This window comes from Inhella sp., assembly GCF_041912635.1.
Classification (GTDB): Bacteria; Pseudomonadota; Gammaproteobacteria; order Burkholderiales; family Burkholderiaceae_C; genus Inhella.
On the sequence record NZ_JAYRMO010000013.1, the window covers coordinates 69494 to 92250 of the forward strand.

General features: G+C 70.4%; 14 protein-coding genes. 5 read left to right on the top strand and 9 right to left on the bottom strand.

Annotated elements, in window-relative coordinates:
* Nucleotide 1 precedes the first annotated feature (1 nt).
* The 3 genes from ACE3QP_RS09580 to ACE3QP_RS09590 are packed head-to-tail and all read left to right on the top strand — an operon-like array spanning nucleotide 2 to nucleotide 4001.
* On the top strand, nucleotides 2-1969 hold the full coding sequence (locus ACE3QP_RS09580) for a dehydrogenase E1 component subunit alpha/beta (RefSeq protein WP_374435570.1): 1968 nt from the start codon (nucleotides 2-4) through the stop codon (nucleotides 1967-1969).
* Nucleotides 1966-3357, top strand: coding sequence for a 2-oxo acid dehydrogenase subunit E2 (locus tag ACE3QP_RS09585; protein WP_374435571.1), 1392 nt, complete (start codon nucleotides 1966-1968; stop codon nucleotides 3355-3357). Before ACE3QP_RS09580 ends, ACE3QP_RS09585 begins: the two co-directional genes overlap by 4 nt.
* Entirely contained in the window at nucleotides 3354-4001 is a 648-nt protein-coding gene (locus ACE3QP_RS09590) for a 4'-phosphopantetheinyl transferase superfamily protein (RefSeq protein ID WP_374435572.1), read from the top strand. Before ACE3QP_RS09585 ends, ACE3QP_RS09590 begins: the two co-directional genes overlap by 4 nt.
* Here the strand turns inward: ACE3QP_RS09590 and ACE3QP_RS09595 are convergent, their stop codons facing one another.
* The 5 genes from ACE3QP_RS09595 to ACE3QP_RS09615 form a co-directional block, all read right to left on the bottom strand.
* Entirely contained in the window at nucleotides 4002-4709 is a 708-nt protein-coding gene (locus tag ACE3QP_RS09595; RefSeq protein WP_374435573.1) for an acetyltransferase, read from the bottom strand.
* Between the two features lie 2 nt (nucleotides 4710-4711).
* On the bottom strand, nucleotides 4712-5782 hold the full coding sequence (locus tag ACE3QP_RS09600; protein WP_374435574.1) for a methyltransferase domain-containing protein: 1071 nt from the start codon (nucleotides 5780-5782) through the stop codon (nucleotides 4712-4714).
* 6 nt (nucleotides 5783-5788) lie between these two features.
* Nucleotides 5789-9160, bottom strand: a complete 3372-nt coding sequence (locus tag ACE3QP_RS09605) for a DUF268 domain-containing protein (protein ID WP_374435575.1) — start codon at nucleotides 9158-9160, stop codon at nucleotides 5789-5791.
* Nucleotides 9161-9169: 9 nt separating this feature from the next.
* Nucleotides 9170-10558 carry a TolC family protein gene (locus tag ACE3QP_RS09610; protein ID WP_374435576.1) on the bottom strand — a complete coding sequence of 463 codons (1389 nt, stop codon included), beginning with the start codon at nucleotides 10556-10558 and terminating at the stop codon, nucleotides 9170-9172.
* 150 nt (nucleotides 10559-10708) lie between these two features.
* Nucleotides 10709-11188: a papain-like cysteine protease family protein gene (locus tag ACE3QP_RS09615; protein ID WP_198110054.1), complete on the bottom strand. Its 480-nt coding sequence runs from the start codon at nucleotides 11186-11188 to the stop codon at nucleotides 10709-10711.
* Between the two features lie 289 nt (nucleotides 11189-11477).
* On the opposite strand from ACE3QP_RS09615, the gene ACE3QP_RS09620 reads away from it, so the two are divergent.
* Nucleotides 11478-15032, top strand: coding sequence for an alpha-1,6-glucosidase domain-containing protein (locus ACE3QP_RS09620; RefSeq protein ID WP_374435578.1), 3555 nt, complete (start codon nucleotides 11478-11480; stop codon nucleotides 15030-15032).
* Nucleotides 15033-15152: 120 nt separating this feature from the next.
* On the top strand, nucleotides 15153-16385 hold the full coding sequence (locus ACE3QP_RS09625) for a hypothetical protein (protein WP_374435580.1): 1233 nt from the start codon (nucleotides 15153-15155) through the stop codon (nucleotides 16383-16385).
* Here the strand turns inward: ACE3QP_RS09625 and ACE3QP_RS09630 are convergent.
* From ACE3QP_RS09630 to ACE3QP_RS09645, 4 genes are all read right to left on the bottom strand, one after another.
* Entirely contained in the window at nucleotides 16382-17008 is a 627-nt protein-coding gene (locus tag ACE3QP_RS09630; RefSeq protein ID WP_374435582.1) for a class I SAM-dependent methyltransferase, read from the bottom strand. The two genes, ACE3QP_RS09625 and ACE3QP_RS09630, sit on opposite strands and share 4 nt — an antisense overlap.
* Before the next feature lie 83 nt (nucleotides 17009-17091).
* Entirely contained in the window at nucleotides 17092-18294 is a 1203-nt protein-coding gene (locus ACE3QP_RS09635) for an HlyD family type I secretion periplasmic adaptor subunit (protein WP_198110058.1), read from the bottom strand.
* A gap of 79 nt (nucleotides 18295-18373) precedes the next feature.
* Nucleotides 18374-20728 carry a type I secretion system permease/ATPase gene (locus ACE3QP_RS09640; protein ID WP_374435585.1) on the bottom strand — a complete coding sequence of 785 codons (2355 nt, stop codon included), beginning with the start codon at nucleotides 20726-20728 and terminating at the stop codon, nucleotides 18374-18376.
* 15 nt (nucleotides 20729-20743) lie between these two features.
* The gene (locus ACE3QP_RS09645; RefSeq protein ID WP_374435586.1) at nucleotides 20744-22633 is read right to left on the bottom strand and encodes an acetylglucosamine transferase; all 1890 of its coding nucleotides are present in this window, start codon (nucleotides 22631-22633) and stop codon (nucleotides 20744-20746) included.
* Nucleotides 22634-22757 lie beyond the last annotated feature (124 nt).

A 22757-nucleotide genomic window follows, 5' to 3' on the forward strand; every position in this document is an offset into this window, starting at 1 on the left:
CGTGTCCGCCCGCCCCGAACTGCGCGCCATGAACGCCACCGACGCCCTGCTGCAACTGCCCCAGGAAGCGCTGGAACGCGCGCTGCTGGCCCGCTTCACCGAAGAGAAGCTGCTCGATCTGTTCAGCCAGGGCGCGCTATTCGGCACCGTGCACACCTGCATCGGCCAAGAGCTCAGCGGCGCGCTGGTGGGCCGGCATCTGCGTGCGGGCGACACGGTGTTTTCCAACCACCGCTGCCACGGCCACTTTCTGGGCGTGCACCGCGATGTGGAGGCCTTGATTGCCGAGCTGATGGGCCGCAGCATCGGGGTGAGCGGCGGCATTGGCGGCAGCCAGCATCTGTGCCGCGAGGGCTTTCACTCCAACGGCATCCAAGGCGGCATCGTGCCCGTGGCCGGTGGCCAGGCCTGCGCGCACAAGCTGGCCGGGGGCGAGGCGGTGGCGGTGGTCTTCGTTGGCGACGGCACCCTGGGCGAGGGCGCGCTGTACGAGGCGCTGAACCTCGTCAGCAAGTGGGAGCTGCCCCTGCTGGTGGTGCTGGAGGACAACGGCTACGCCCAGAGCACCGCCCAGCAGGAAACCCTGGCCGGCAGCATCCAGGCCCGCGCGCAGGCCTTCGGCATCGAAACCGCCGAGGCCGACACCTGGCACCCGCTGGAACTGGACGCGCAGCTGGAGGCCTTCATCCAGGCCATGCGGCAAGACCGCAAGCCGCGCTTCCTGCACCTGCGCACCTTCCGCCTGAAGGCGCACAGCAAGGGCGACGACACGCGGGCGCGCGAACTCGTCAGCCCCTTCGAGGAACGCGACCCGCTGAACCAGCTGCTGGCCAGCGGCCGCGCGGATTCGCTGGTGGAGCGCCTGCGCGCCGAGGTGCAGCAGGCGGCCGACGCCGCCGCCCAGGCCCCGCACGCCACCGCGCCACGCCTGCCCGCAGCGCCCACGGCCCAGCCCTGGCAAGCTGCCGAGCTGGGCTCGCCGCGCCGTCTGGTGGCCGCGCTGAACGACAGCCTGGGTGCGCTGCTGGACGACGACCCACGCGTGCTGCTGATCGGCGAGGACATCGAATCGCCCTACGGCGGCGCCTTCAAGGCCACCAAGGACCTGAGCGCCCGCCACCCCGGCCGGGTGCGCAACACGCCGATCTCCGAGGCCGGCATCGTCGGCCTGGGCTCCGGCCTGGCCCTGCAAGGCTGGCGGCCGCTGGTGGAGATCATGTTCGGCGACTTCCTTGGCCTGGCCTTCGACCAGTTGCTGAACCACGCCGCCAAGTTCCGCGCCATGTACGACGAGCAGGTGCGCTGCCCCCTGGTGGTGCGCACCCCCATGGGCGGCGGGCGCGGCTACGGGCCCACGCACAGCCAGAGCATCGAGAAGCACTTTCTGGGCATGCCGGGCCTGCGCGTGCTGGCACTGAATTCGCTGACGCGGCCGGACCAGCTCTACCCCGCCCTGCTGCAGCAGGACGACGCCTGCCTGGTCGTCGAGAACAAGCTGCTCTACGGCGAACTGCTGGGCGCTCCAATGCCCGAAGGCTGGGAGCTGCTGCACAGCGCCGGCGCCTTCCCCTGCGCCTGGCTGCGCCCGCGCGCGGCGCGTGTGGACGTGACCCTGCTGGGCTACGGCGGCATGACGCCGCTGCTGCTGCAGGCCTGCGAGCGCCTGTTCAACGAACACGATCTGATCGCCCAGGTGCTGGTGCCGATGCAGCTCTACCCCTTCACGCCCGCCCAGCTGCACGAGCCGCTGGCGGCGGCGCCGGCCCTGCTGGTGGTCGAAGAAGGCCAGGGCTTTGCCGGCTTCGGCGCGGAGCTGATCGGCCAGCTGGCCGAGGGCGGCGCCCTGCCCCGCCGCTGCGGCCGCCTGCACGCACCGCCCACCTGCATCCCCGCCAGCGGGCCGCTGGAAAAGGCCCTGCTGCCCTCGGTGGATGGCGTGCTGGCCGCGGCGCGGGAGTTGTGTGCATGAGCGCGCCGTACCTGCAGCGCACCCCGCGCATCAACACTAACGACGACCAGGTGCAGCTGGTGGCCTGGCGCGTGGCGCCGGGTGACTACGTGGAAGCAGGCGAAGAAATGGCCGACGTGGAAACCACCAAGGCCGTGGTGGCCGTGGAGGCCGAACGCAGCGGCTATCTGAGCCCGCTGGTGGCAGTGGGCGAGATCGTGGCCGTGGGCGCGCCCCTGGCCTGGATTGCCGACAGCGCCGATGCGGTGCTGAGCGTGCCGGCGGCCGAACCCGCAGCGTCGGTAGCGGAGCCAGCGCTCTCACCACCGCCCGCCCCCAGCATCACGCCCGCCGCGGGCGGCATTTCCCTGTCCCTCCAAGTGCCTGCTGCCGCAGCGGCGCCAACCGCCGAACTTGGCAGCAGCCGCCTCTCCCCCGCCGCCCAGCGCCGCGCGCAGGAGCTGGGCCTGAGCGGCGACCAGCTGGCCGGCCGCGGCCTGCTGACGCTGCGGGACATCGAAGCGCTCGCCAGCCCGGCCCCCCTCGTAGCCGCGAAGCCCGCGGCCGGCCCATCCCCCAGCGGCGGCCAGCCGCTCAGCCTGGCCAAGCGCGCCGAAGCCGCCGCGCTGCAACTGGGCGCCGCAGGTGGCATCGTCAGCCACCTGACCGTGCAGTTCCCCAGCAGCGGCATCCGCCGCCGGCTGGAGCGCGAGGGCCTGTTTGACGGCCAGCCGCTGCCGCTGATCCTGTACGAGCTGGCCCGCCTGTTGGGCCAATGGCCGCAGCTCAACGCATGGTGCGATGGCGAGCGCGTCTACCCCCACCCCGAGCTGCGCATCGGCCTGGCGCTGGACCTGGGCCAGGGCCTGAAGGTGGTGCAGCTGCCCGGGCTGGAGCGCCAACTGCCGGCGCAGATCCATGCCCAGGTGCAGGAGGCCGCCCAACGCTACCTGGACCAGCGCCTGCGCCCCGAGGAGTTGGAGGGCAGCAGCTTCAGCGTCACCGACCTCAGCAGCCTGGACGTGCTGCAGTTCCGCCCGCTGATCAACGGCCGCCAGTCCGCCATCCTCGGCATTGGCGGGGACAGCCAGGCCCCCGGCTGGCCCATGAGCCTGACCCTGGCCTTCGACCACCGCTGCAGCAACGGCCGCGAAGTGGGCCTGTTCCTGCAGGCCCTGCGCGAACGCCTGCTGGCCTATGCCGAGCCCGAACCCGTGGCAGCCCCCGCTGCTGACACCGGTGCCAGCCTGGCCGCCGCGCTGCGCGGGCTGGCTGGCTGCGACCTCTGCGGCATCCCGCGCGAGGCCTACTACCGCGACTTCGGCCGCTACGCCTTCCTGCACGCCTATGTGCGCCCGGACGGCAGCCTGGGCGCCGCCTGCCACCGCTGCACCAGCGGCACCGCATGAGCAACGATTTCTTGATCGCCCTGCTGGCGCGCATGACGCGCCGCAGCAGCATTTCCGAAGAAGCCACGCTTGCCAGCCTGGGCCTGAGCCGCTCCTTCGGCCTGGGCGCCCTGCGCGCGCAGCTGGAAGCGCAGTTGGGCCGGCGCTTGCCGGTGCTGCAGCCCAATCTCAGCGTGGCCGCGCTGCGCGCCCTGCTGGCCACCGAGGGCGCTGCACTCGCCACCGCCGCCGCTGACGCCCCGACGGAAGAGCCCGCCGCGCCAGTTCCTTCAGGCGGCGCCCTGCCCCTGGGCCTCGGCATGGACGTGCAAAGCCTGGACAGCCTGCCCGAGACCGACGACCTGCGCGCCCACCCGGTCTATGCCGGCCTCTTCACCGCCGCCGAGATCGCCGGCGCCCTGCTCAAGCCCGAACCGCGCCGCCACCTCTGCGGCCTGTTCTGCGCCAAGGAAGCGGCCAAGAAAGCCCACCCCCTGTTGCTGAACCTGCACCCGCTGGAGTTGGAAATCCGACACGACCCGGCTGGCCGGCCGCTGCTGCAGCTGGGCGAAGGCGCCCCGGCGGCGGCGCGTGCGCTGCGCAGCCTGGTGGCCATCACGCATGGCAAGGATTTCTCGGCGGCGACCTGCGTGGTCTTCGCCTGATCAGGCCGGCTCGGCCTTGGCCTTGAGCAGTTCCTGCACCCACTCCAAGGACCGCCCCTCGTCCTCCGCCAGGTCCAGCGCGAAAAACTCCGCGTGCTGGCGCACCCACTCAAACGGCTGGTCCCACCAGGCCAGTTCCAGCAGCGCCTCGCGCAGGCGCTCGCCAAAGCGAAAGCCCATCAGCCGCGCCGGGTTGCCCTGGTAGATGCCGTAGGGCTCCGTCTGCAGGCCGGCGGGCACCAGGCTACGGGCGCCGATGACGCCGCCGTTGGCGATCGTGACGCCACCAAGCAGCATGGCCTCGTCGCCGATCCACAGGTCGTTCTGCAGCACGGTGTCGCCATGCTGGGGTGGGCGCGGCACGCGCACGCCGCCGCCGCCAAACATCGACATCGCGGCCGAGCGGGTTTCGTGCTGGCCGTTGAGCAGGAAGCGCAGGCGCAGGCCGCCGCGCACATGGCGGCCGATCAGCAGGCTTTGCTGGTTGCCGTCGTACTTGGCGATGGAGCCGGGGCCGAGGATGGAGTCGCGGCCGATCTGGAAGCGGCCCCAGGGCGCCTGGCTGATGTCTTCATCGTGGTTGTTGCGGAACAGGCCCTTGGGGATGTGGCTGCTCAGCCCATCCTGGTAGCGCAGTACGGTGAAGTGCGCGGCGTCGGGGTGCTGTTCGTCGATGCCCAGGACATTGGATTCGGTGAGGATCTGCATGGTCAGCCTGGTGATCGGAGAAGGTAGCCGTTGACCCATTCGTAGAGCTCGGGCCGGCCGCGCAGGGCTTCGAAGCGCGGCGCGAAGGGCGGCGCGGCGTCCAGCAGGCCGGCGGGCAGCTGCAGCTTCTGCCGCTTGTAGCAGGCAAAGCCCGCGCCCATGAACAGGGCTTCCATCTGCGAGGGCCGCAGGCCGTTGATGGCGTCGAGCACGCCGTCGAACAGGCATTGCAGCGGGTGCAGGCTGCGGTCGAAGTAATGGCGGTGGTCGACGAAGTCGACGGTGTGGAAGGCCCAGCCGCCGGGCTTGAGCAGGCGGCGCTGCCAGGCCAGGGCGCCGGCCAGGTCGTCGATGTGCTCCAGCACGGAGTTGCTGAACACCCAGTCCAGCTGCTGGCCGGGTAGGGCCGCGGGGCGCTGGAACAGGGCCACGCCCCCTAAGTCCACCCGCTCGCAGCGGCCCTGGTTCAGGTCTTCGATGCGCTCGGCCAGGCGGTGCAGGTCCAGACGCGCCAGCCGGGCCTTGAGCTCGGGGGCGGACGGGCTGTCGGGGAAGCAGCGAAAGCGCTCGGGCTCGCGGGCCACGGCGCGCTGCAGCTCCAGCAGCGCCGCCTCGGCGAACTCAGGCTGCACGGCAAAGGGCTCATAGGCCCAGGCCTCGCCCACGCCATTGGCGTGCAGCAGGGCCGCGGTGCTCAGCGGGTAGAAAAGGCCGGCGCCCAAGTCCAGCACGCGCTGGCCGGCGCGGGCCGCGGCATCCAGCGCCAGGCCCTGGCTTTGGGCCGCCTGCAGCAGGGGCAGCAACTGGCCCAGCACGGCCAAGGGTTCGCTGGGGGCCAGCTTGCCGCGCTGGCCGGCCTGGGCGTCCACCAGCAGCTTGGTCTGGGTGGCCAGATCGCCGTTGTCGGCCGCGCGGCCCACCGGGCGACGCGCGGCGCGCCAGGCGGGCAATTGCTCGGGCTGCAGCAGGCCGGCGTTCACCAGGGCCTGCAACGCGGGCTCGGGGTCGGGGGCAAACAGCAGGTCCAGCACCGGCGCCAGGGGCTGCGCCTGCAGCGCAGGGTGCATGGGCATGGTGGCTCAGCCCTGGACGTAGCGCTGCTGACTGAACCCCCCCCGCGCAAAGCACAGGATCGGCTGGCGGTACTTGCCCAGCGGCAGGGTGGCCAGGGCCTGCAGGGTCCAGCCGGCGCGCAGGGCGGGTTCGGGGTCTTCGGCCAGGTAGGCGGGGTCGGGGTAGACGATGCCGGCGTACTTCAGGCCGCTGATCTGCTCCATGGCCTGGATGCGCTGCACGCCGTAGATGCGGTGGGCGTTGAAGTGCGTCAGGTCCTGCCCGGTGGGCACGGCCGCGGTGCACAAGCCGGTTGGCTTCATGCACTGGGCCATCAGCTGGAAGGTGAACAAATCGCCCAGGGGCGTGAGGCGGTCGCCGTAGCGGCCCAGGCCGCTGTGCTCGATGCTGCTGTAGCTCAGGATCAGGTCGTAGCGCTCGCGGTGGGCGTCGAGGTCGCCGATGAACTGGTCCCAGGTCAGGGTGCGCAGATTTGCCTGCGGTGGCTCGGTCCAGTGGATGGGCCGGTACTCCACCGTGGTGATCTCGGCGGCGCCACCGAGCGCGCAGAGCAGCTCGATCCAGAAGGTCTCGGAGCCGATCACCAGCACCTTGCGGCCGGCGATGTAGCCGCGCATGGTGGCCATCTGGCTCCAGGCCTCGGGGTAGGGGCAGATGCGCTTGAAGATCTCGCGCGGGAAGTTGGCGAAGGGGATGGCGGCGAGCTGGTTGAACACCGCGCCGTCCCACTTCAGTTCGGGCTGGCCGCTGTAGCTGTTCATGAACAGGCGTTCCATCAGCGGGATGCGGTAGCCCAGGCTTTCCCAGTAGAAGAAGTCGGGCGGCAGCTGCTCGGGCGTGAGCGGGCCGGCGGGGCCGTTGTCGGTGTCCAGCGGGTAGGCGGCGCCACCGCGCGGCATCAGGGCGCGCACGCGTGCCTCGAACTGCTGCTTGGCGGCGGCCAGGGCTGGGGGCTCGGCCGGGGCGGCGGGTGCCGTGGCCGCAGCGGCCAGCGCGGGCGGCTGCGTGCCTTCGGGCCAGGCGTCCTGCGGCGCCGGCAGGCCCTGCAGCACGCCGTGCAGATGGCGGGCGATTTCCGAGAAAGTAGAGCCCGGGTGGAAGACCACCAGCTGCACGCTCGCCAGCAGGTAGATGTCCACCAGCGCGTCGATGCCGTGCTCGCGCGTGATGGTGTAGCTGTCGGGGTCGTTCCAGCTGCTCTTGCCCTCCTGCAGCTGCAGGTGCAGGCGGTCGGGCCGGCTCTTCAGGCGTGCGCCGTAGCGTTGGCGCAGGCCGGCCTCCAGTTCTGCGTCTTCGGTGGAAAGGAAGAACTCGCCCTGCGGGATGCGCTCATCGATCAGCGCGCTGTAGGTGGCCAGCGCCTCCTTCATGTTGAAGTCGGTACCACGGGCATGTACGGCCGGGGTGGCGGGCGTCAGGCCCAGGCCGGCCACGGTGCCGAGCACCTTGTCGCGCACGGCGGGGTGCGGCTGCAGGCGGCGCAGGGCCTCGATGCTGGCCTGCTTGGGCAGGCCCAGCAGGTAGTTGTTGTCGTAGACGATGACGACATCGGCCGCTTCGTCCAGGCGCAGGGCCTGGGCATGCTCCAGGCGCGCGCCGCGTTGGGCCAGGCCGAGCAGCTGCGGGCGCTCGTGGCGGCTGGCCTCGCGCTCCACGCCGTGGCCGGGGCCTTTTTCGGTGAAGAGCGCGGTACGGGTCGGGTCGAGCGCAGCGATCTCGGCCAGGCTGATCGGCTCGATCGGCGTGGTGAAGAGGTCGCTCCAGGGTGTCAGGCAGCCATTGGGGGTGATGTCGTCCCAATACACCTTGAGCTTGCGGCCGGTGGCCTGGCAGTAGGCGATGGCCGAAGCCAGCGGGCGCAGGCGGTTGCCCATGCCGCTGGTGCAGTAGGCGATGTAGAGCTTTTCGGTGGCGGGCATGGGGGCAGCGGAGGATGGAGCGGGGGCCGGCGCAGGCGCCGCCTTCGGGAGCTTGGGGTCGTGCTGCCAGTTCAGGGCCAGCAGGGTGTTGGGCAGCGGGGCATCCAGCTCGTCGTGCTGGCTGGGGTGGGCGGCCACCAGGGTGTGGGCCTGCAGGGCCTGGCCGAGCTGGCTTTCAAGCGCGTGCAGGCCGGCGCCATCCGCGCTGGAGGCCAGGGCCATCAGCAGCAGGCCCTGGGTGGGATTCAGCCCTTCCTGCACGAAGCGCAGCGCCGCGCCGGCCAGCGGCCCGGGGCAGCCGAGCACGAGCACGAGGTCGAAGCGGCCGGCATCCAGGTGCAGCTTGGCGCGGCCGCTGGCCAGGTCGGCGGCGGTGACGTCGCAGCGCGTGCCCTCCCAGGCGCCCAGGAAGCCGGCCAGCACGCGCACGGCGGCGTCCAGTTCCTCGGGCAGGTAGCGGGCGGGCAGCTTGGGGTCTTCCACCCGCACCGGCAGCACCAGCAGGCGGCCGCCCTGCTTGCGCAGCGGTTCCAACAGATCGTCCAGCGGCTGGGCCAGCTGGCGGCGCGGCGCCACCTGGCTGCCCAGGCTGGCACCGTAGCGGTAGCTCAGCCATTCCAGGATCTGCAGGCGGCGGGCGTGCTGGCGGCCATCGTGCCGGCCCTTCTCCTGAAAGTGGCGGCGCGGGTCACGCTGGGCGGCTTCGTCGTGGCGGTAGCGCCAGCGGTAGCGGGTGGCGTCGAAATTGGCCAGCACGCGCGTGGGGGCGATGTTGGGTGTGTTGTGCAGCCAGGGGCAGTCGTTCTTCAGGCCGGGCCAGTAGTCCACCGGCTGCGGGGTGAGCACGCGCGCCAGGTCAAAGCTCATCTGGTCGCGCTTGCCGTAGAGCAGAAACTGCTCCCACCAGATCTGCCCGAAGCGGCGCAGCTGCGCGTGACCGTGGTTGGCGCGCAAGATCAGGGTGCAGGTGGAGAGGCCCTTGACCTGCTCCAGCCAGCCCTTGGCGCGGTAGAAGTCCAACTGCTCAGCCAGACGATCGACGCGCTCGTAGCCCAGCTGCACGATGGCCTCGGCCTCGGTCAGCAGGTCTTCGCGGTTCGAGTGGCGGAAGCAGCGCAGCAGGGGCTCAGCGGCCTGCGGGTCGTGCGCGCCGAACAGATCGGCCCGCGTGGGCAGGCGCGAAAAGCGCACGATGTTGTCGATGTACAGGCTGTGCGCCCACTCGCCCAGGTACTCGTGCGGCAGCATCTTGGGGCGGCGCGAGCTGCGTTCGGGCGGCAGCGGTTCCTGCAGCAGGCGCATCTGCCAGCGCGGGCTGCGCAGCGCGGGGTCGTCGGTGAAGCAGACCCAGTCGAATTCCAGATCGGACTGCAGGGCCGCGCCCGAAAGGCCTTCGAGCGGATCGCCGAGCGGCTCCTTCGAGCCGGTGAGCACGGTGTAGACAACGATGCGGGGCATGCGTGCAGCCTAGCGCAGCAGTTCCAGCACGCCCTTCCCCATCGACCCCATCATGGCCACGGCCTGCTGGGCGTCGTACAGCGCGTTCACCTGGGCCACGCGCAGGCCGTAGTAATCGGCTTCGGCACCCATCACGTCGAAGAGCGAGCGCCGGCCCAGCTGCTGCCATTGCTGCAGCGTGGCGCCGCGCAGCTGCTGGCTGGCGCGCAGCAGCTCGGCGATGCGGCGGGCACGGTCCAGCGAGTTCTGCGCGGCATCGTGCACCTCGCTCAGGCGCCAATGCTTGGCTTCCAGCGTTTCGTCGCGCTGCAGGTTGGCGGCCTCGGCGCGGCGGCGGGCGGCGTCGCGCTGCGGGGCATCGGTGGCGCGGAAGAGCGGAATGCTCACCTGCACCCCGGCGGTGTACTCGCGGTTGTCGCCATTGCCGCGCGCCAGGTTGGCATTGGCCAGCCAACTGACCTGGGGCTTTTGGCCGGCGTTCACCGAATCGGCCAAGCGCTGCGCGGCCAGGGCCTGGGCATTGGCCTGCGTCACATCGGAAGCGGCCAGCAGCTCCTTTTGCATCTGGCCCAGATCGGGCAGACGCGCCAGCACGGCCGAGAGGCTGGCCACCGGCGGCAGCGGGTCGCCCAGCAGGCGGCGCAACCGGGTCTCGACGCTGCGCAGCTGATCCTGCGTGGCCACCAGGGCCAGTTCGGCCAGTTGCTGCTGCTTCTGCGCCTGCACCAGCTCGCTGGCGCGGCCGCGGTCCAGTTCGGTGATGGTTTCCAGCGCCTCCACCAGGCAGGCCATCTTGCGGATGTACTGGCCGTAGACCTGCAGCTGCAGCGTGAAGCGGCTGCGCTCCAGGCTCAGGGAGACGGCCTGCAGCGCGATCTGCTCGGCCTGCCCCTGGCGCGCGGCCTGGGCGGCTTCGGCCAGTTGGCGGCGCCATTCCACCAGCTGCTTGCGCTGACCCCAGTCCCACACCGGCCCGGCCGCCTGCAGCGCCACTCTCGCCTCGGCGCCATCGGGCTGGCGCACGCTGCGCACCGTGCTGGCCACGCCGAAGCCGGAGAGGCTCAGCTGCACCTGCGGCAACCCGGCCAACTCGGCCTCGCGCAGTTCGTCGGCGGCGCTTTGGGCCAGCAGTTGCGACACACCGACCTGGCGGCTGCGCTGCATGGCGGCTTCCGCCACCTGCACCAGGTAGGCGCGCGGGTCGGTCTGCGCCATGGCCGTGTCGGCCGCGGCGGCGGGCTCGCGCTTCAGGCGCAGATGGTCGTCATCGCCACAGCGGGTGGCCGGCATGGCCGGCTCGGCCACGGCCGCAGCCGGGGCCTTGGCGCGCACCGGCGCCTTGGTCTTGGGCCGAGCGGCCTGCAGCGGCGCCGCGCTCAACGCCAGGGCCAGCAGCAAGCAAAGGGATCGGGCAGTGGGCGTGGCAGGCATGGGGATGCAGCGGCTGCTGAACTCGCAGGAACACAGGCGGCATCACACCAGAGGCCCGGGTGGGGCTTGAGGGGGAAAAGCGGGGGTTTGGGCGGTTTGATGGGGCTTTGGGAGCGTTCAATCACACCAGTGCTGGCAGGCAAAGGCCACCGGGTTCAGCCGGTTCGAGAACCAGCTGATGGGCCACCAGTCATCCTTCGGGTTGCTGATGTTCATGCCCGTCTGCGGATCGTTGATCAGGACCTCCGCATCGTTGCCGGAACCGCGCACGCCGCGAAGCACCACGATGTGCTTGTGGCCCTTGGCGTAGGTGCCCGAAACCCAAATGGGCCCATAGCTTTGCAGCTTGCCCTCGATGGCGTCGGCGTCCCGAAAGCCCGTGTAGGTGCTGGACATCAGGCCCAGCGCGGTGCGGCAGGCCAGGAACTGCGAATCGAGGATGCCGTCGCGCCGCATGATCTGGTGGTTGGGCAGGCTCTCGGCCATCTCCTGCGGCCGGCCCTTCCAGGCCAGCAGCATCTTGTACGCGGCCAGCCAGCAGGTCTCGTAGGTCTTCTGGGGGATGTAGGGAACGTTGGGAACGATGTAGTCACTCACGGGGGTCTCCAGGCTGGTCAAGGGGCCGAGGGCCATTCGGTCCGCCAAGCCCCACCAACCTGGGCCCGACGCACCCACGTTCGGGCTTCAATCCCGGCGCAGGCGGGAAACATCTTGATTCACCCGCGCAGCCATCCATCCCCGGGCGTTGCGCCCACCCTTGCTTGAGGGGCGCCAGGCGACATGGAACTACACGTAGTTTCACTACGTTTCCAAGGGAATGCACGCTCGAATAATGTAGTTCTACTACTTATCCTGCCGCTCGATTCAGCATCGACCGGAGACCAAGATGGGCTGGCTGAGCTTGCGCGGGCATGCGCTGCGGGTACGCGATTGGGTGGTGGCAGGCGGCGTCGCGCTGGCCCTGGCAGCCTGTGGGGGAGGCACCGAACCCGGCCCCTTCGTGCAGAAGCGCCAGGCCAGCGCCGCCGAGGCCTCAAACCCAACCCTGGGTGACGGCCCCTTCCAGACCGTGCTGCAGCCGGTGCCCCCGCAGGTAAGCACGGGCGGCGGCGGTGCGGCCACCACGCTGACCCTCCACTACCAGCGCAGCGACGGCAACACCGCTGGCTGGCAGGTGCACAGCTGGGGCGCCGCGGCCGACCCCGGCTGGAACCAGGGCCACAACCCCCTGGGGCAGGACGGCTTTGGCGCCGTGTACGAGCTGCCCCTGGTGGCCGGCAGCGGCTCGGTGGGCTATCTGTTCCACAAGGGCGACGACAAGGACCACGGCGGCGCCGACCAGAGCTGGACCCTGCAGCCCGGCAAGAACGAGATCTGGCGCCGCCAGGGTGATGCCACCACCTACACCAGCCCACCCACCGGCCCCAGCCAGCCGCCGGACCTGCACACCGTGCGCGTGCACTACAAGCGCCTGGACGGCGCCTACGGCGCCTGGGGCCTGCACCTGTGGCCCTGGAATGGCGTGGACGTGGCGCGGCTGCCGGCCGGTCTGGTCATCAACCAGTGGAATGCCGCTGTGGGCTTCGAGCAGATGCCCGGCTACGCGCCCGGCAGCGGCGAGCTGGTGTTCGACATCCCGGTGCTGAACCCGCGCGCCGATGCCAGCCGCGAAGCGCTCGAATTCATCATCCACGGTAAGGCCCCGAACGAGAACGACAAGGACGGCCGGCCCGACAACATCCGCGTGGCCTACGCCGGCCTGCGCGCGGTCGAAGGCGTGGCCTCCATCTGGCTGGTGCAGGGCGATGCGACCGTCTACACCGCCGCGCCGGACCTGCGCCGCGTCTCCAGCACCGATGCGCGCGCCTACTGGCTGGACCAGCAGCGCATCCAGTGGCCCGCGCATGACGGTCGCGGCACGGTGAAGATCCACTACTCCGCCAGCGGCCAGTTGGTGGTGGTGAAGGACGAGCCGGTGCGCGGCAGCGACGCCAGCGTGGCGCTGGAGCCCGACACCAGCCCCCTGCCCGAGGCCCTGGCCGCGCGCTTTGGCTGGATTGGCGCCGGCGCGCGCTACCGGCTGCCCGATGCCATCCTGCCCAGTCTGTGGATCGGGCTGCAGGGGCAGTTGCTGATCGTGGAAGAGGACGCGCAAGGCCGCGTGCAAAACGCCACCAGCCTGCAAACGCCCGGCGCCATCGATTCGCTGTACGCCGAGGCGGCGCGATTGAACGATCTGGGTGCCCAGGTCAACGGCCAGGGCGCGCGCTGGCGCCTGTGGGCGCCCACGGCGCAGCGCGTCACCGTCTACGTCTACCCGAGTGCCGGTGCGCCGGCCGCCCAGGCCATCGCGGCGCAATTCGACCCGAGCACCGGCAGCTGGGTGGCCGAGGCTGCGGGCGATCTGCGCGGCCAGTTCTACCGCTACGGCGTCGAGGTGTTCGTGCGCGGGGTGGGCCTGGTGCGCAACCTGGTGACGGACCCCTACAGCGTCTCGCTCAGCGCCGATGGCCGCCGCAGCGCGCTGGTGGACCTGAATGAGGCCCGCAGCCAGCCGCCCGGCTGGGCCGGCAGCAAACCGCCGCAAACCGTGGCCGCCGCACCCGACATGAGCATCTACGAGCTGCACGTACGCGACTTCTCGGCCAGCGACGCCAGCGTGCCCGCCGCCCTGCGCGGCAAGTTCGCCGCCTTTGGCGAACGCAGCAGCGCGGGCATGAAGCACCTCAAGGCGCTGGCCGACGCCGGCCTGACCGACGTGCACCTGCTGCCCGTCTACGACTTCAGCAGCGTGCCCGAAACCGGCTGCAGCACGCCCGCCCCCAGCGGCGGCGCGGCGGATGAGGCCCAGCAGGCCCTGGTGGCCGCCGCCCAGGGCAGCGACTGCTTCAACTGGGGCTACGACCCGCAGCACTTCAATGCCCCCGAGGGCGGCTACAGCAGCGACGCCAACGACCCCTACGCCCGGGTTCGTGAGTTCCGCAGCCTGGTGCAGGGCCTGCACCAGGTGGGCCTGCGCGTGGGCATGGACGTGGTGTTCAACCACACGAGCGCCAGCGGCCAGAACGAGCGCTCGGTGCTGGACCGCATCGTGCCCGGCTACTACCACCGGCTCAATGCCGAAGGCGGCCTCGAGCGCAGCACCTGCTGCGAGAACACCGCCACGGAGCACCTGATGATGGCCAAGCTGATGAGCGACTCGGTGTTGCTGTGGGCCCGCGAGTACCAGATCAGCTCCTTCCGCTTTGATCTGATGGGCCACCAGCCGCTGGCGGCGATGAGCGCCATCCGCGCGCGGCTCAAGGCCGAGCTGGGCCGCGAGGTGCAGCTGCTGGGCGAAGGCTGGAACTTCGGCGAGGTGGCCGACAACCGCCGCTTCGTGCAGGCCAGCCAGCTCAACCTGGCCGGCAGCGGCATCGGCAGCTTCAACGACCGCCTGCGCGACGCCGTGCGCGGCAGCAGCTTTGGTGAAGGCAACAGCTTCGTCGGCAACCAGGGCTTTGTGAACGGCGCCTTCTACGACCCCAACCCCCAGGGCGGCGGCAAGACGCGCGGCGACCTGCTGTGGGCGGGCGACCTGATCAAGGCCGGCCTGGCCGGCTCCGTGCGCAGCTACGAGCTGCACACGCATTGGGATGCACAGCAGCGCCTCGATCAGCTCGGCAACCAGGTGGTCGGCTATGTGGCCGAGCCCGGCGAGGTCATCAACTACGTCGAGAACCACGACAACCACACCCTGTTCGACCTGAACGCCTTCCGCCTGCCGCCCGGCACCAGCCGGGCCGACCGGGCCCGCGTGCAGATCCTGGCCGCCGCGCTCAACACCTTCGCCCAAGGCGTGCCCTACTTCCACGCCGGCGTGGACACCCTGCGAAGCAAGAGTCTGGACCGCAACAGCTACGACGCCGGCGACTGGTTCAACCGCCTGGACTGGAGCTACGCCGACAACTTCTTCGGCACCGGCCTGCCGCTGAAGGGCGAGAACCAGGCCAACTGGGCGGTGGCGCGGCCGCTGCTGCAGGACGCCGGCATCAAGCCCACGCCGGCCGAGATCGCCTGGACCCGCGACGCCTTCCGCGACCTGCTGAAGATCCGCGCCAGCACCACCCTGCTGCGCCTGCGCAGCGCGGCCGACATCCGCGAGCGCCTGCGCTTCCACAACACCGGCTCCGGCCAGGTAGCCACCGTCATCGCAGCCTCCATCGACGGCAGCGGCTACCCCGGCGCGCGCTATGCCGAGCTGCTGTACTTCGTGAACGTGGACAAGCAGCCGCAGCAGCTGCAACTCGATGCGTTCAAGGGCAAGCAGCTGCAACTGCACCCGGTGCAACAGGCGGCCTCGGCGGCCGATGCGCGCGTGCGCCAGGAAGCGCGCTTCGATGCCGGCAGCGGCCGCTTCACCCTGCCAGCCCGCTCGGCGGTGGTGTTTGTGCGGCATTGATCACGAATGACGCCGACAGGAGAGCCTGGCTTGCCCAGAAGCGAGGCGGATTAGGGGTCGGCTCGTAACAGGTGTGCGAGCCGTGCGGCATAGGATCGCCGCCCTGCTCTTTCATCCCCTATGCCGCCGCCCCGCAAAACCGCCCCGCCCAGCGCCGCCACGCCTGTGCAACCGCCCCAGGCCGGCGGCTTTGCGCAGCTGGTGGCCAGCCTGAGCCAGACCGGAGCGGCCGGCAGCGCACCGCGGCGTGCACGCACGCGCAAGCCCCCCGAGCCCCCGCCCGGCAGCCTGGCCGAACAGCTGCTGCAGGCCGAGCAGGCCAGCCGCGAAGGCCGTCTGGCCTTCACGCAGCAAACCTGCGAGCGCCTGTGGCCGCAGCTGCAGACCGAGGGCAGCGCCGAGCAACAAGGCCTGTGCCAGCACCTGCTGGCCCTGTGCCTGCAGTACGCCGGCCGCCTGCGCGAAGCCGTGCAGGCGGGCTACGCCGCCCTCGCCTGCTTCGAGCGCTGCGCCCCCCGCCCCTGCCCGGTGCGCCTGTTGCGCGGCCTGGGGCTGCACTCCGTGTCGCTGGCGCGCCTGGGTGCGCAGACCGAGGTGCGCCGCCTGTTTGAGCGCGCCGCCACGCTGCTGCCTGGCATCGAGGCCGAGCGGGAGCGCTGCATCTTCTGGAACAACGCCGGCGCCGCCCTGCACGAACTGGGCGAGCTGGACGCCGCCTGTTCCGCCGCCGAACAGGCGCTGCGCCTGCTGCCGCCGGGCGAGCCCGGCCTGCGCGCCATCTGCCAGGCCAATCTGCAGCACTACCGCCTGCAGCAGGCGCTGGAGCGCGAACACAGCCCCGCCCTGCGCCCGGCGCTGCGGGCCATGCTGGATGGCATCGACGAGCTGGCCCGCGACGGCCAGCACCATCTGCTGACCCGCACCGCCGAACGCGCAGCCGAGGCCTTGCAGCGCCTGGGCGAGAACGAGCGTGCGCTGGCCCTGCTGCAGCGCTGCAGCGGCCTGATCGAACGCGCCGGACTGGGCTCGGACCGCGGCGTGCTGGAGCTGAATCTGGCCCGGCTGGAGCGCCAGGCCGGCCGCCACCGCAGCGCCGCCGCCCACATGGCGCTGGCGCTGCAATTGCTGGCCGACAGCCCCGAACTGGAACGCCAGGCGCAGGCCCATCTGGAGCAATCGGCGCTGGCCGAGGCCCAGGGCCACTGGCGCGCCGCGCTGGACAGCTTCAAGCGCCACGCCGAGGCACAGATGACCCTGCTCAAGCGCCAGGCCGAAGGGCGCGACGCCGTGCAGGCGGCCTGCCTGGCCCTGCAGGCGAGCGTGGGACCGGGGGGCGGCTCCTTGCCCGGCTAGTTCGCGGTCTTCTGGAAGTACTTCTGCAGGCAGGGCGCGTTCAGCATCGCCAGCTTGCGCGCATACATCGTGCTGAAGGCATCCACGGCGATCTTGGGGGCGTTCAGCGGGTCGCAGGCGGCGCCGCCGAAGCCCCAGATGTAGTCGTCAAACACCACCACGCCGCCCACGCGCAGCAGGCGGAAGGCCAGCACGGCGTCACACAGCACGTCGGGCGCCTGGTGCGAGCCGTCCACGTAAGCGAAATCGAAGTAACCCGCCTTGCCCTCGACCAGCAGCTTGGCCAGTTGCCCGTCGCTGTAGCCCTTGTGCTTGTGCACCACCACGGGGTGCGCGGCGGCGGCGCTGGCTTTGGCCACATTGGCGTCGAAGCGCTGCTCCACCGCGCCCATGTTCAGGCCGGCGTGTTCCATGCCGCCTTCCCAGGTGTCCACGCAGTGCAGCTCCAGCGCCTGTTGGGCGCCGAGCTTGTCGATCAGGTAGCAGACGCTGGCGCCCTCGAAGCTGCCGATCTCCAGGATGCGCGCGGGCTTGATGCTGGGGATCAGCGCGTCCCACACCGGGCGCGCGCCCATCTCGAACCAGTTGTTGGACAGCTCGTAGCGGCTCGCGGCGTCGGACATGGCGGCTCCAGAAAAGGTCGCCACATTCTCAGGGGCCGCGCCGCCCACCGAAGGGCCGCGCAGGCCGGTGGAAGCGGGGCTTTTCAGCGCTCGCGCAGGGCTTCCTGGCTCTTCAGCATCGGCCGCACCAGGTAGCTGAGCACCGAGCGCTCACCGGTGCGGATGTCCACCGTGGCCGCCATGCCGGGAATCAGCGGCAGCTGCTTGCCTTTGAGTTTTTTGAGCGTGTTGCGCTCGCTCACCACCAGCACGCGGTAATAGCCGGCCTCGGCGCTCTTCTCGGATTCGCCCGCGGCATCCGGGCTGATGTAGTCCACCCGGCCCGAGAGGCCGCCGTAGATGTTGACGTCATAGCCCGAGAGCTTGACCTCGGCCTTCTGGCCGATGCCGACGAAGCCGATGTCGCGCGGTTTGACGCGCGCCTCCACCAGCACCCGCCCGCCCATGGGAGCGATCTCGAGGATGGGTGCGCCGGTGGTGACGACGCCGCCCACCGTGTTGATCTTGACGCTGCGCACCACGCCATCCACCGGGCTGGTGAGCACGGTGCGCTTGAGCACGTCGTCCTTGACGACCATCTGCTCCTCGACGGCGGCCAGGTCGTTCTGCACCCGCACCAGTTCGCTGCTGGCTTCCTGGCGGAAGCGGTTGATGCGCTCCTGCCGCGCCACCTGCATCTCGCCGAGCTGGCGCGTCAGGCGCATCACCTCGACATTGCTCATCAGCCCCTGGGCCGCCATCTGGCGCGCCACGGCCAGCTCCTTGTTCACCAGGGCCATGGAGTTGGACATGCCCGCCAGGGTCTCCTCCAGCAGCTTGCGGCGGCTGCGGAAGGACTCCAGCTCGGCGTCGGTGAACTTCTTGGCATCCGCCAGCTCGGGCGGGAACTTGGGCTCGCTGCCGTTGGCCTCGGCGCGCAGCCGGGTGGCCGTGGCCAGCAGGGCCAGGCGGCGCACCTGGCCTTCGTTCTGCGCGGCCTCCATGCGCGTCGGGTCCAGGCGCACCAGCTCCTGGCCCTTGGCCACCAGCTCGCCTTCCTTGACCAGCAGCTCGCCCAGCAAACCGGGCTCGAGCGAGGAAATGATCTGGATCTGCCCATCCGGCACGATGCGGCCTTCGGCGCGCGCCACCTCATCCACTTCGGCCAGCGAGGCCCAGACGATGAAGCTGATCACCAGCGCCAGCATCAGATAGAGCACCCAGGTGGAACGAGGTAAGGCCTCGTCCACCTGCGCCGCAGCCAGCGGGCTCAGGAACTGCCCGTCCTTCGGGCCCAGACCGCTCACTGGACCACCCTCCGGTCACTTCGTGACCACCTCCCCGAGGGAGGAACGCGCTCCCTTCGGAGCGGCCGTGCGGGAGCGCTCATAGGGTGGACGACTTCGCCACCGGCTGCGCAGTGGGATGGATGCGCACCTTCTGGCCCTCGGCCGCCTCGGCGCCCGCCGGCGGACGGGTGCCCGAGAGGGCCGCCAGCACGGCGTCACGCGGGCCATCCATCACCACGCGGCCGGCATCCACCACCACGATGCGCTGCACCAGCTCCAGCACCGCCGGGCGGTGGGTGACGACGATCAGGCTGCCTTGGCTGGCCGCCATTGCCTCTTTGAGTTGGCGCAGGAACTGCAGTTCCGATTGCGCGTCCATGCTGCTGGTGGGTTCGTCCATCAGCAGGATCTGCGGCTTGTGCACCAGGGCGCGCGCCAGTGCCACCAGCTGGCGCTGGCCGCCGCTGAGCTGGCCGCCCATCTCGCCCACGTTCAGGTCCCAGCCCTGCGGGTGGCCAGCCACCACGCGGTCCAGGCCGGTCAGGCGCGCCACCTCGGCCAGGCGGCTGGCGTCCATGTCGCCGCGGCCCATGGTGACGTTGTCGCGCAGCGTGCCGTTGAAGAGGCGCGGCTCCTGGCCGACAAAGCCCATGCGGGCGCGGAACTCGGCCGGATCGATCTGACGCAGGTCCACGCCGTCCAGCTCCACCGCGCCCTCGGTGGGCTGGTAGAGGCCGGCGAGCAGGCGCAGGATGGTGCTCTTGCCCGAGCCGATGCGGCCCAGCACCGCCACGCGCTCGCCCGGCTCGAACTTCAGGCCCACTGCCTTGAGCACCTTGGGCGGGTTGCCGTCCACGCCGGCCGGCAACGGGTAGCAGAAGCCCACGTCGTTCAGCGCCAGCCGCCCCTTCACGTCCTTGAGCGGCACATAGGCACGGTGCGCCTCGCGCTCCTGCGGCTTGGCCATCAGCTTGTTCAGCGCCATCAGGCAGGCCTTGGCGCCCTGGTAGCGCGTGGTCAGCGAAACCAGGGACGACAGCGGCGCCAGTGCACGGCTGGCGAACATCACCGCCGCCACCAGCGCACCCTGCGTGGTCTGGCCGTCCTTGATCAGGTAGACGCCCCACACCAGGATGATCAGAGTGATCAGCTGCTGCGCCGTCATGGTCAGGTTGTTGGACAGGGCCATCAGCGTGCGCGAGCGCAGCGAGGCCTCGGCCGCGACCGCCGTGGCGGATTCGTAGCGGCGGATGAAGCGGCCCTGCGCGCCCGAGGTCTTCAGGTCTTCCAGGCCTTCCAGCGCCTCCACCAGCGTGCCTTGCAGGTCGGCCTGCTCCTGCTGGTGCGCCTGCTGCATGCGGCGCTGGCGCGACTGGATGAACCAGGTCAGGCCGAACAGCACCGGCACGGCCAGCGCCAGCACCCAGCCCAGCGGCCCCGCCACCACGAAGGTGATGCCGATGAAGACCAGCACGAAGGGCAGATCGGACACCACCGACAGCGAGGCCGAGGCGAAGAAGTCGCGCACCACCTCGATCTGCCCCAACTGGTAGCCGTAGGCGCCGGCCGATTCGGGCCGGTGCTCCATGCGCACGCCCAAGGTGTGGCGGAACAGCTTGGAGCCGACGATCAGGTCGGTCTTGCGGCCGGCCAGATCGATCAGATGGCTGCGCAGTTGACGCGCGAACAGGTCGAAGGTCAGCGCGATGGCGCCGCCCACTGCCAGGGTCCAGAGCGTGACGGTGGATTGGGTGGGGATGACCTTGTCGAAGATCACCGAGGTGATCAGGCCGATCGCCAGCAGCAGCACGTTGGAGAGCAGCGCCGCCACCATCGAGGCCCGGTAGTAGGGCGTGAAGCGCTTCAGCGTGCCCCAGAGCCAGTGTTCGTCGCTGCCGGCCAGCAGCTGCTCGGCGCGGCGCTCGCTGGCGCTTTCCAGCTTGGGCGTGGCCACCAGCAGGAAGCCGCTGTACTCGGCCGCCAGCTCATCGGCTCCGGCCTGCACGGCCTGGCCGTCGCCGTCCGGGAACACCACCTCGTAGCGGGCCGGGCCTTCGCCATCGAGCCTGCGCACCAGCACGCAGGCGTCGCCCTCGCCCAGCAGCAGCACCGCTGGCAGCAGCAGCGGGTTGATCTCGGGGATGCGCTTGGGCAGCAGGCCGGCGTTGTAGCCGCTCTCGCGCAGGATGCGCAGGGCCTGATTGGGGGTGACCAGTTCGTCGACCGGCTGCTCGGCGCGCAGGCTTTCGGGCGAGCGCCGCTTGCCGTGGAAGGCGGTCAGCCAGGCCAGGCATTGCAGCAGCGGGTCGCCGCGGCCGGAAGCACCGGCGGGCGCTTTGGCTTCGTCCTTGGGCGGGGTGTAGGCCGGCGCCACCTGCAACGGCGAGCGCCCGCCGCGCGGGCTGGCGCCGCGAGGAGGCTCGTCGAAGAAGGGGTCCGGCTTGTCAGGCATTCACGGCAATCGGTGTCAATCCAAGGCCCGCAGGGGCAAACCTGCGCGCGCCTGGGTGGCCAAATGGGCGAACTGGCGTTCTATATCGCGCACGATGGCCGGAATGTCAAACAGCGCGCTCTGCCGGCCCTGCTCGCGCAGGTAGCGCTTGTACGAAGCGGCGCGCGCCGGGTTGCGGCCGATCTGGATGGCCAGGCGCTCGTAATCGGCCAGGGTGTCGGTGATCAGATCGGGCAGGCCCACGGCCGTGAGCAGACTGCCGCACATGCGGCTGATGTAGCTGCGGCCAGAGAGCGTGAGGATCGGCGCGCCCGCCCACAGACAGTCGCTGGCAGTGGTGCCGGCGTTGTAGGGAAAGGTGTCGAGCACCAGATCGGCCAGGGCGAAGCGGGCCAGGTAGTCGTGCGGCGGCACGCGCGGCGCAAAGATCAGGCGCTGCTCGTCCACGCCAGCGGCGCGGGCAGCGGCTTTCAGATTGGCCTCGCACCAGCGGTTGTCGGCCAGCAGCCACAGCACCGAACCGGGCACCGCCAGCAGGATGCGCATCCAGGCCGCCCAAGTCGCTTCGCCGATCTTGTGGTTGTTGTTGAAGCTGGCGAACACAAAGGCGCCCTCGGGCAGCTGGTATTGCGCACGCGTGGGCGGCGCACCCATGGGGCGCTTTCGATCGCTGACCTGGTAGCAGGGCCCGATGTAAAGCGGCTTCTCGCTGCAGTACTTCAGGTAGTCGGGCTGCATCACGTAGCGGTCGGCCAGGATCCAATCCACACCCGGCACGGCCGAGGTGGCCGGCAAGCCCAGGTAGGACACCTGCACGGGCGCCGGGCGGTAGGCCAGGATGTCGGGCCGCGCACCGTTCGTCAGGCCCTGCAGGTCCACCAGCACGTCCACGCCATCGGCGGCAATCTGGCGCGCCGCAGCCTCGGCCTCCACGCCGTGCAGGCTGACGCGGCGCTCAAACCCGGCCTTCAGGCGCTCGCGCAGCGGCGTGCCGTCTTCCTTGCTCCATTCGTAGGCGATCAGCTCGAAGCGGCTGCGGTCGTGCAGCTCGTACAGCTCGGCCGTCAACAGACCGACGGCGTGGGTGCAGAGGTCGCCGCTCAGGTAGCCGATGCGAAACCGCCCCTGACGCTGCGCCGGGCCATGCAGCTTGTGGAACGGGGCGCCGGCGTACTTGACGACCTTCTCGAACACAAAGCGCTGGGCGGTGAGCAGCTGCAGCGCCGGGTCGTCGCTGGCGCTGAGCATGGCCAGCAGCGAGGTGTAGGTCAGCAGCTGGTTCTCGGTGACTTCGCCGACGGTGCGGTAGACCGGCCACTCGCACTGCTTCTGGCGGATGTGCACGTAATGCTGGATCACATCGCCCTGGTCGGGCTTGAGCTCCAGGCTGCGCACCATCAGCGCCTCGGATTCGTCGTAGCGGCGCAGCTGCTCCAGCAGGCGCGCGCTGTTCTTCAACGCATGCAGCTGCAAGTCCAGCTTGTGGGCGCCCACGGTGTCCAGTTGCTCGATGCGGTCGTAGACCTCGCGCCAGGCGGCCAGAGCCTCGTCATTGCGGCCCAGGTGTTCGTACTGGTGCGCCAGGTTCAGCCGGGCCTGGGCGAAATCGGGCTTTTCGGCAAGGGCCTGCAGGTAGACGGCCTGGGCCGCCTCATGTCGGCGCAGCGTGCCCAGCAGCGTGCCCCAGTTGAAGGCAGCCACCGCGCGGTGGGCGGTGGGGTGACCGGTGTGCGACAGCCAGGCCTCGTAAAGCTGGGCGGCGGCCTCGGTCTGGCCCTGGGCCTGCCACTGGCCGGCCAAGCCCATCAGCTCGGGCAGGTTCAGGCGGCCCTGGCGGGCAGCCTCGATCGAAGCTTGCGGCTCGGGCAAGGCGGCAGGTTTGGCTAGAGGCACGACTTTGGGCACGGCGGATCCTGGGCAGAGTCCCGGGATTGGTCATGTTATGAGGGGCTATCGGGCGGCCGGGTGCGAAATGGAGGGTCAATGCCCGCCTGATTGCCCCACCGCACCCCAAACCGCGCGGAAACGT

Bases quoted from the DNA above. Each gene is read 5' to 3' on its own strand.
- ACE3QP_RS09585 (WP_374435571.1), top strand. From the start codon at position 1,966: ATGAGCGCGCCGTACCTGCAGCGCACCCCGCGCATCAACACTAACGAC.
- ACE3QP_RS09590 (WP_374435572.1), top strand. From the start codon at position 3,354: ATGAGCAACGATTTCTTGATCGCCCTGCTGGCGCGCATGACGCGCCGC.
- ACE3QP_RS09595 (WP_374435573.1), bottom strand. From the start codon at position 4,709: ATGCAGATCCTCACCGAATCCAATGTCCTGGGCATCGACGAACAGCAC.
- ACE3QP_RS09600 (WP_374435574.1), bottom strand. From the start codon at position 5,782: ATGCCCATGCACCCTGCGCTGCAGGCGCAGCCCCTGGCGCCGGTGCTG.
- ACE3QP_RS09605 (WP_374435575.1), bottom strand. From the start codon at position 9,160: ATGCCCCGCATCGTTGTCTACACCGTGCTCACCGGCTCGAAGGAGCCG.
- ACE3QP_RS09620 (WP_374435578.1), top strand. From the start codon at position 11,478: ATGGGCTGGCTGAGCTTGCGCGGGCATGCGCTGCGGGTACGCGATTGG.
- ACE3QP_RS09625 (WP_374435580.1), top strand. From the start codon at position 15,153: ATGCCGCCGCCCCGCAAAACCGCCCCGCCCAGCGCCGCCACGCCTGTG.
- ACE3QP_RS09630 (WP_374435582.1), bottom strand. From the start codon at position 17,008: ATGTCCGACGCCGCGAGCCGCTACGAGCTGTCCAACAACTGGTTCGAG.
- ACE3QP_RS09640 (WP_374435585.1), bottom strand. From the start codon at position 20,728: ATGCCTGACAAGCCGGACCCCTTCTTCGACGAGCCTCCTCGCGGCGCC.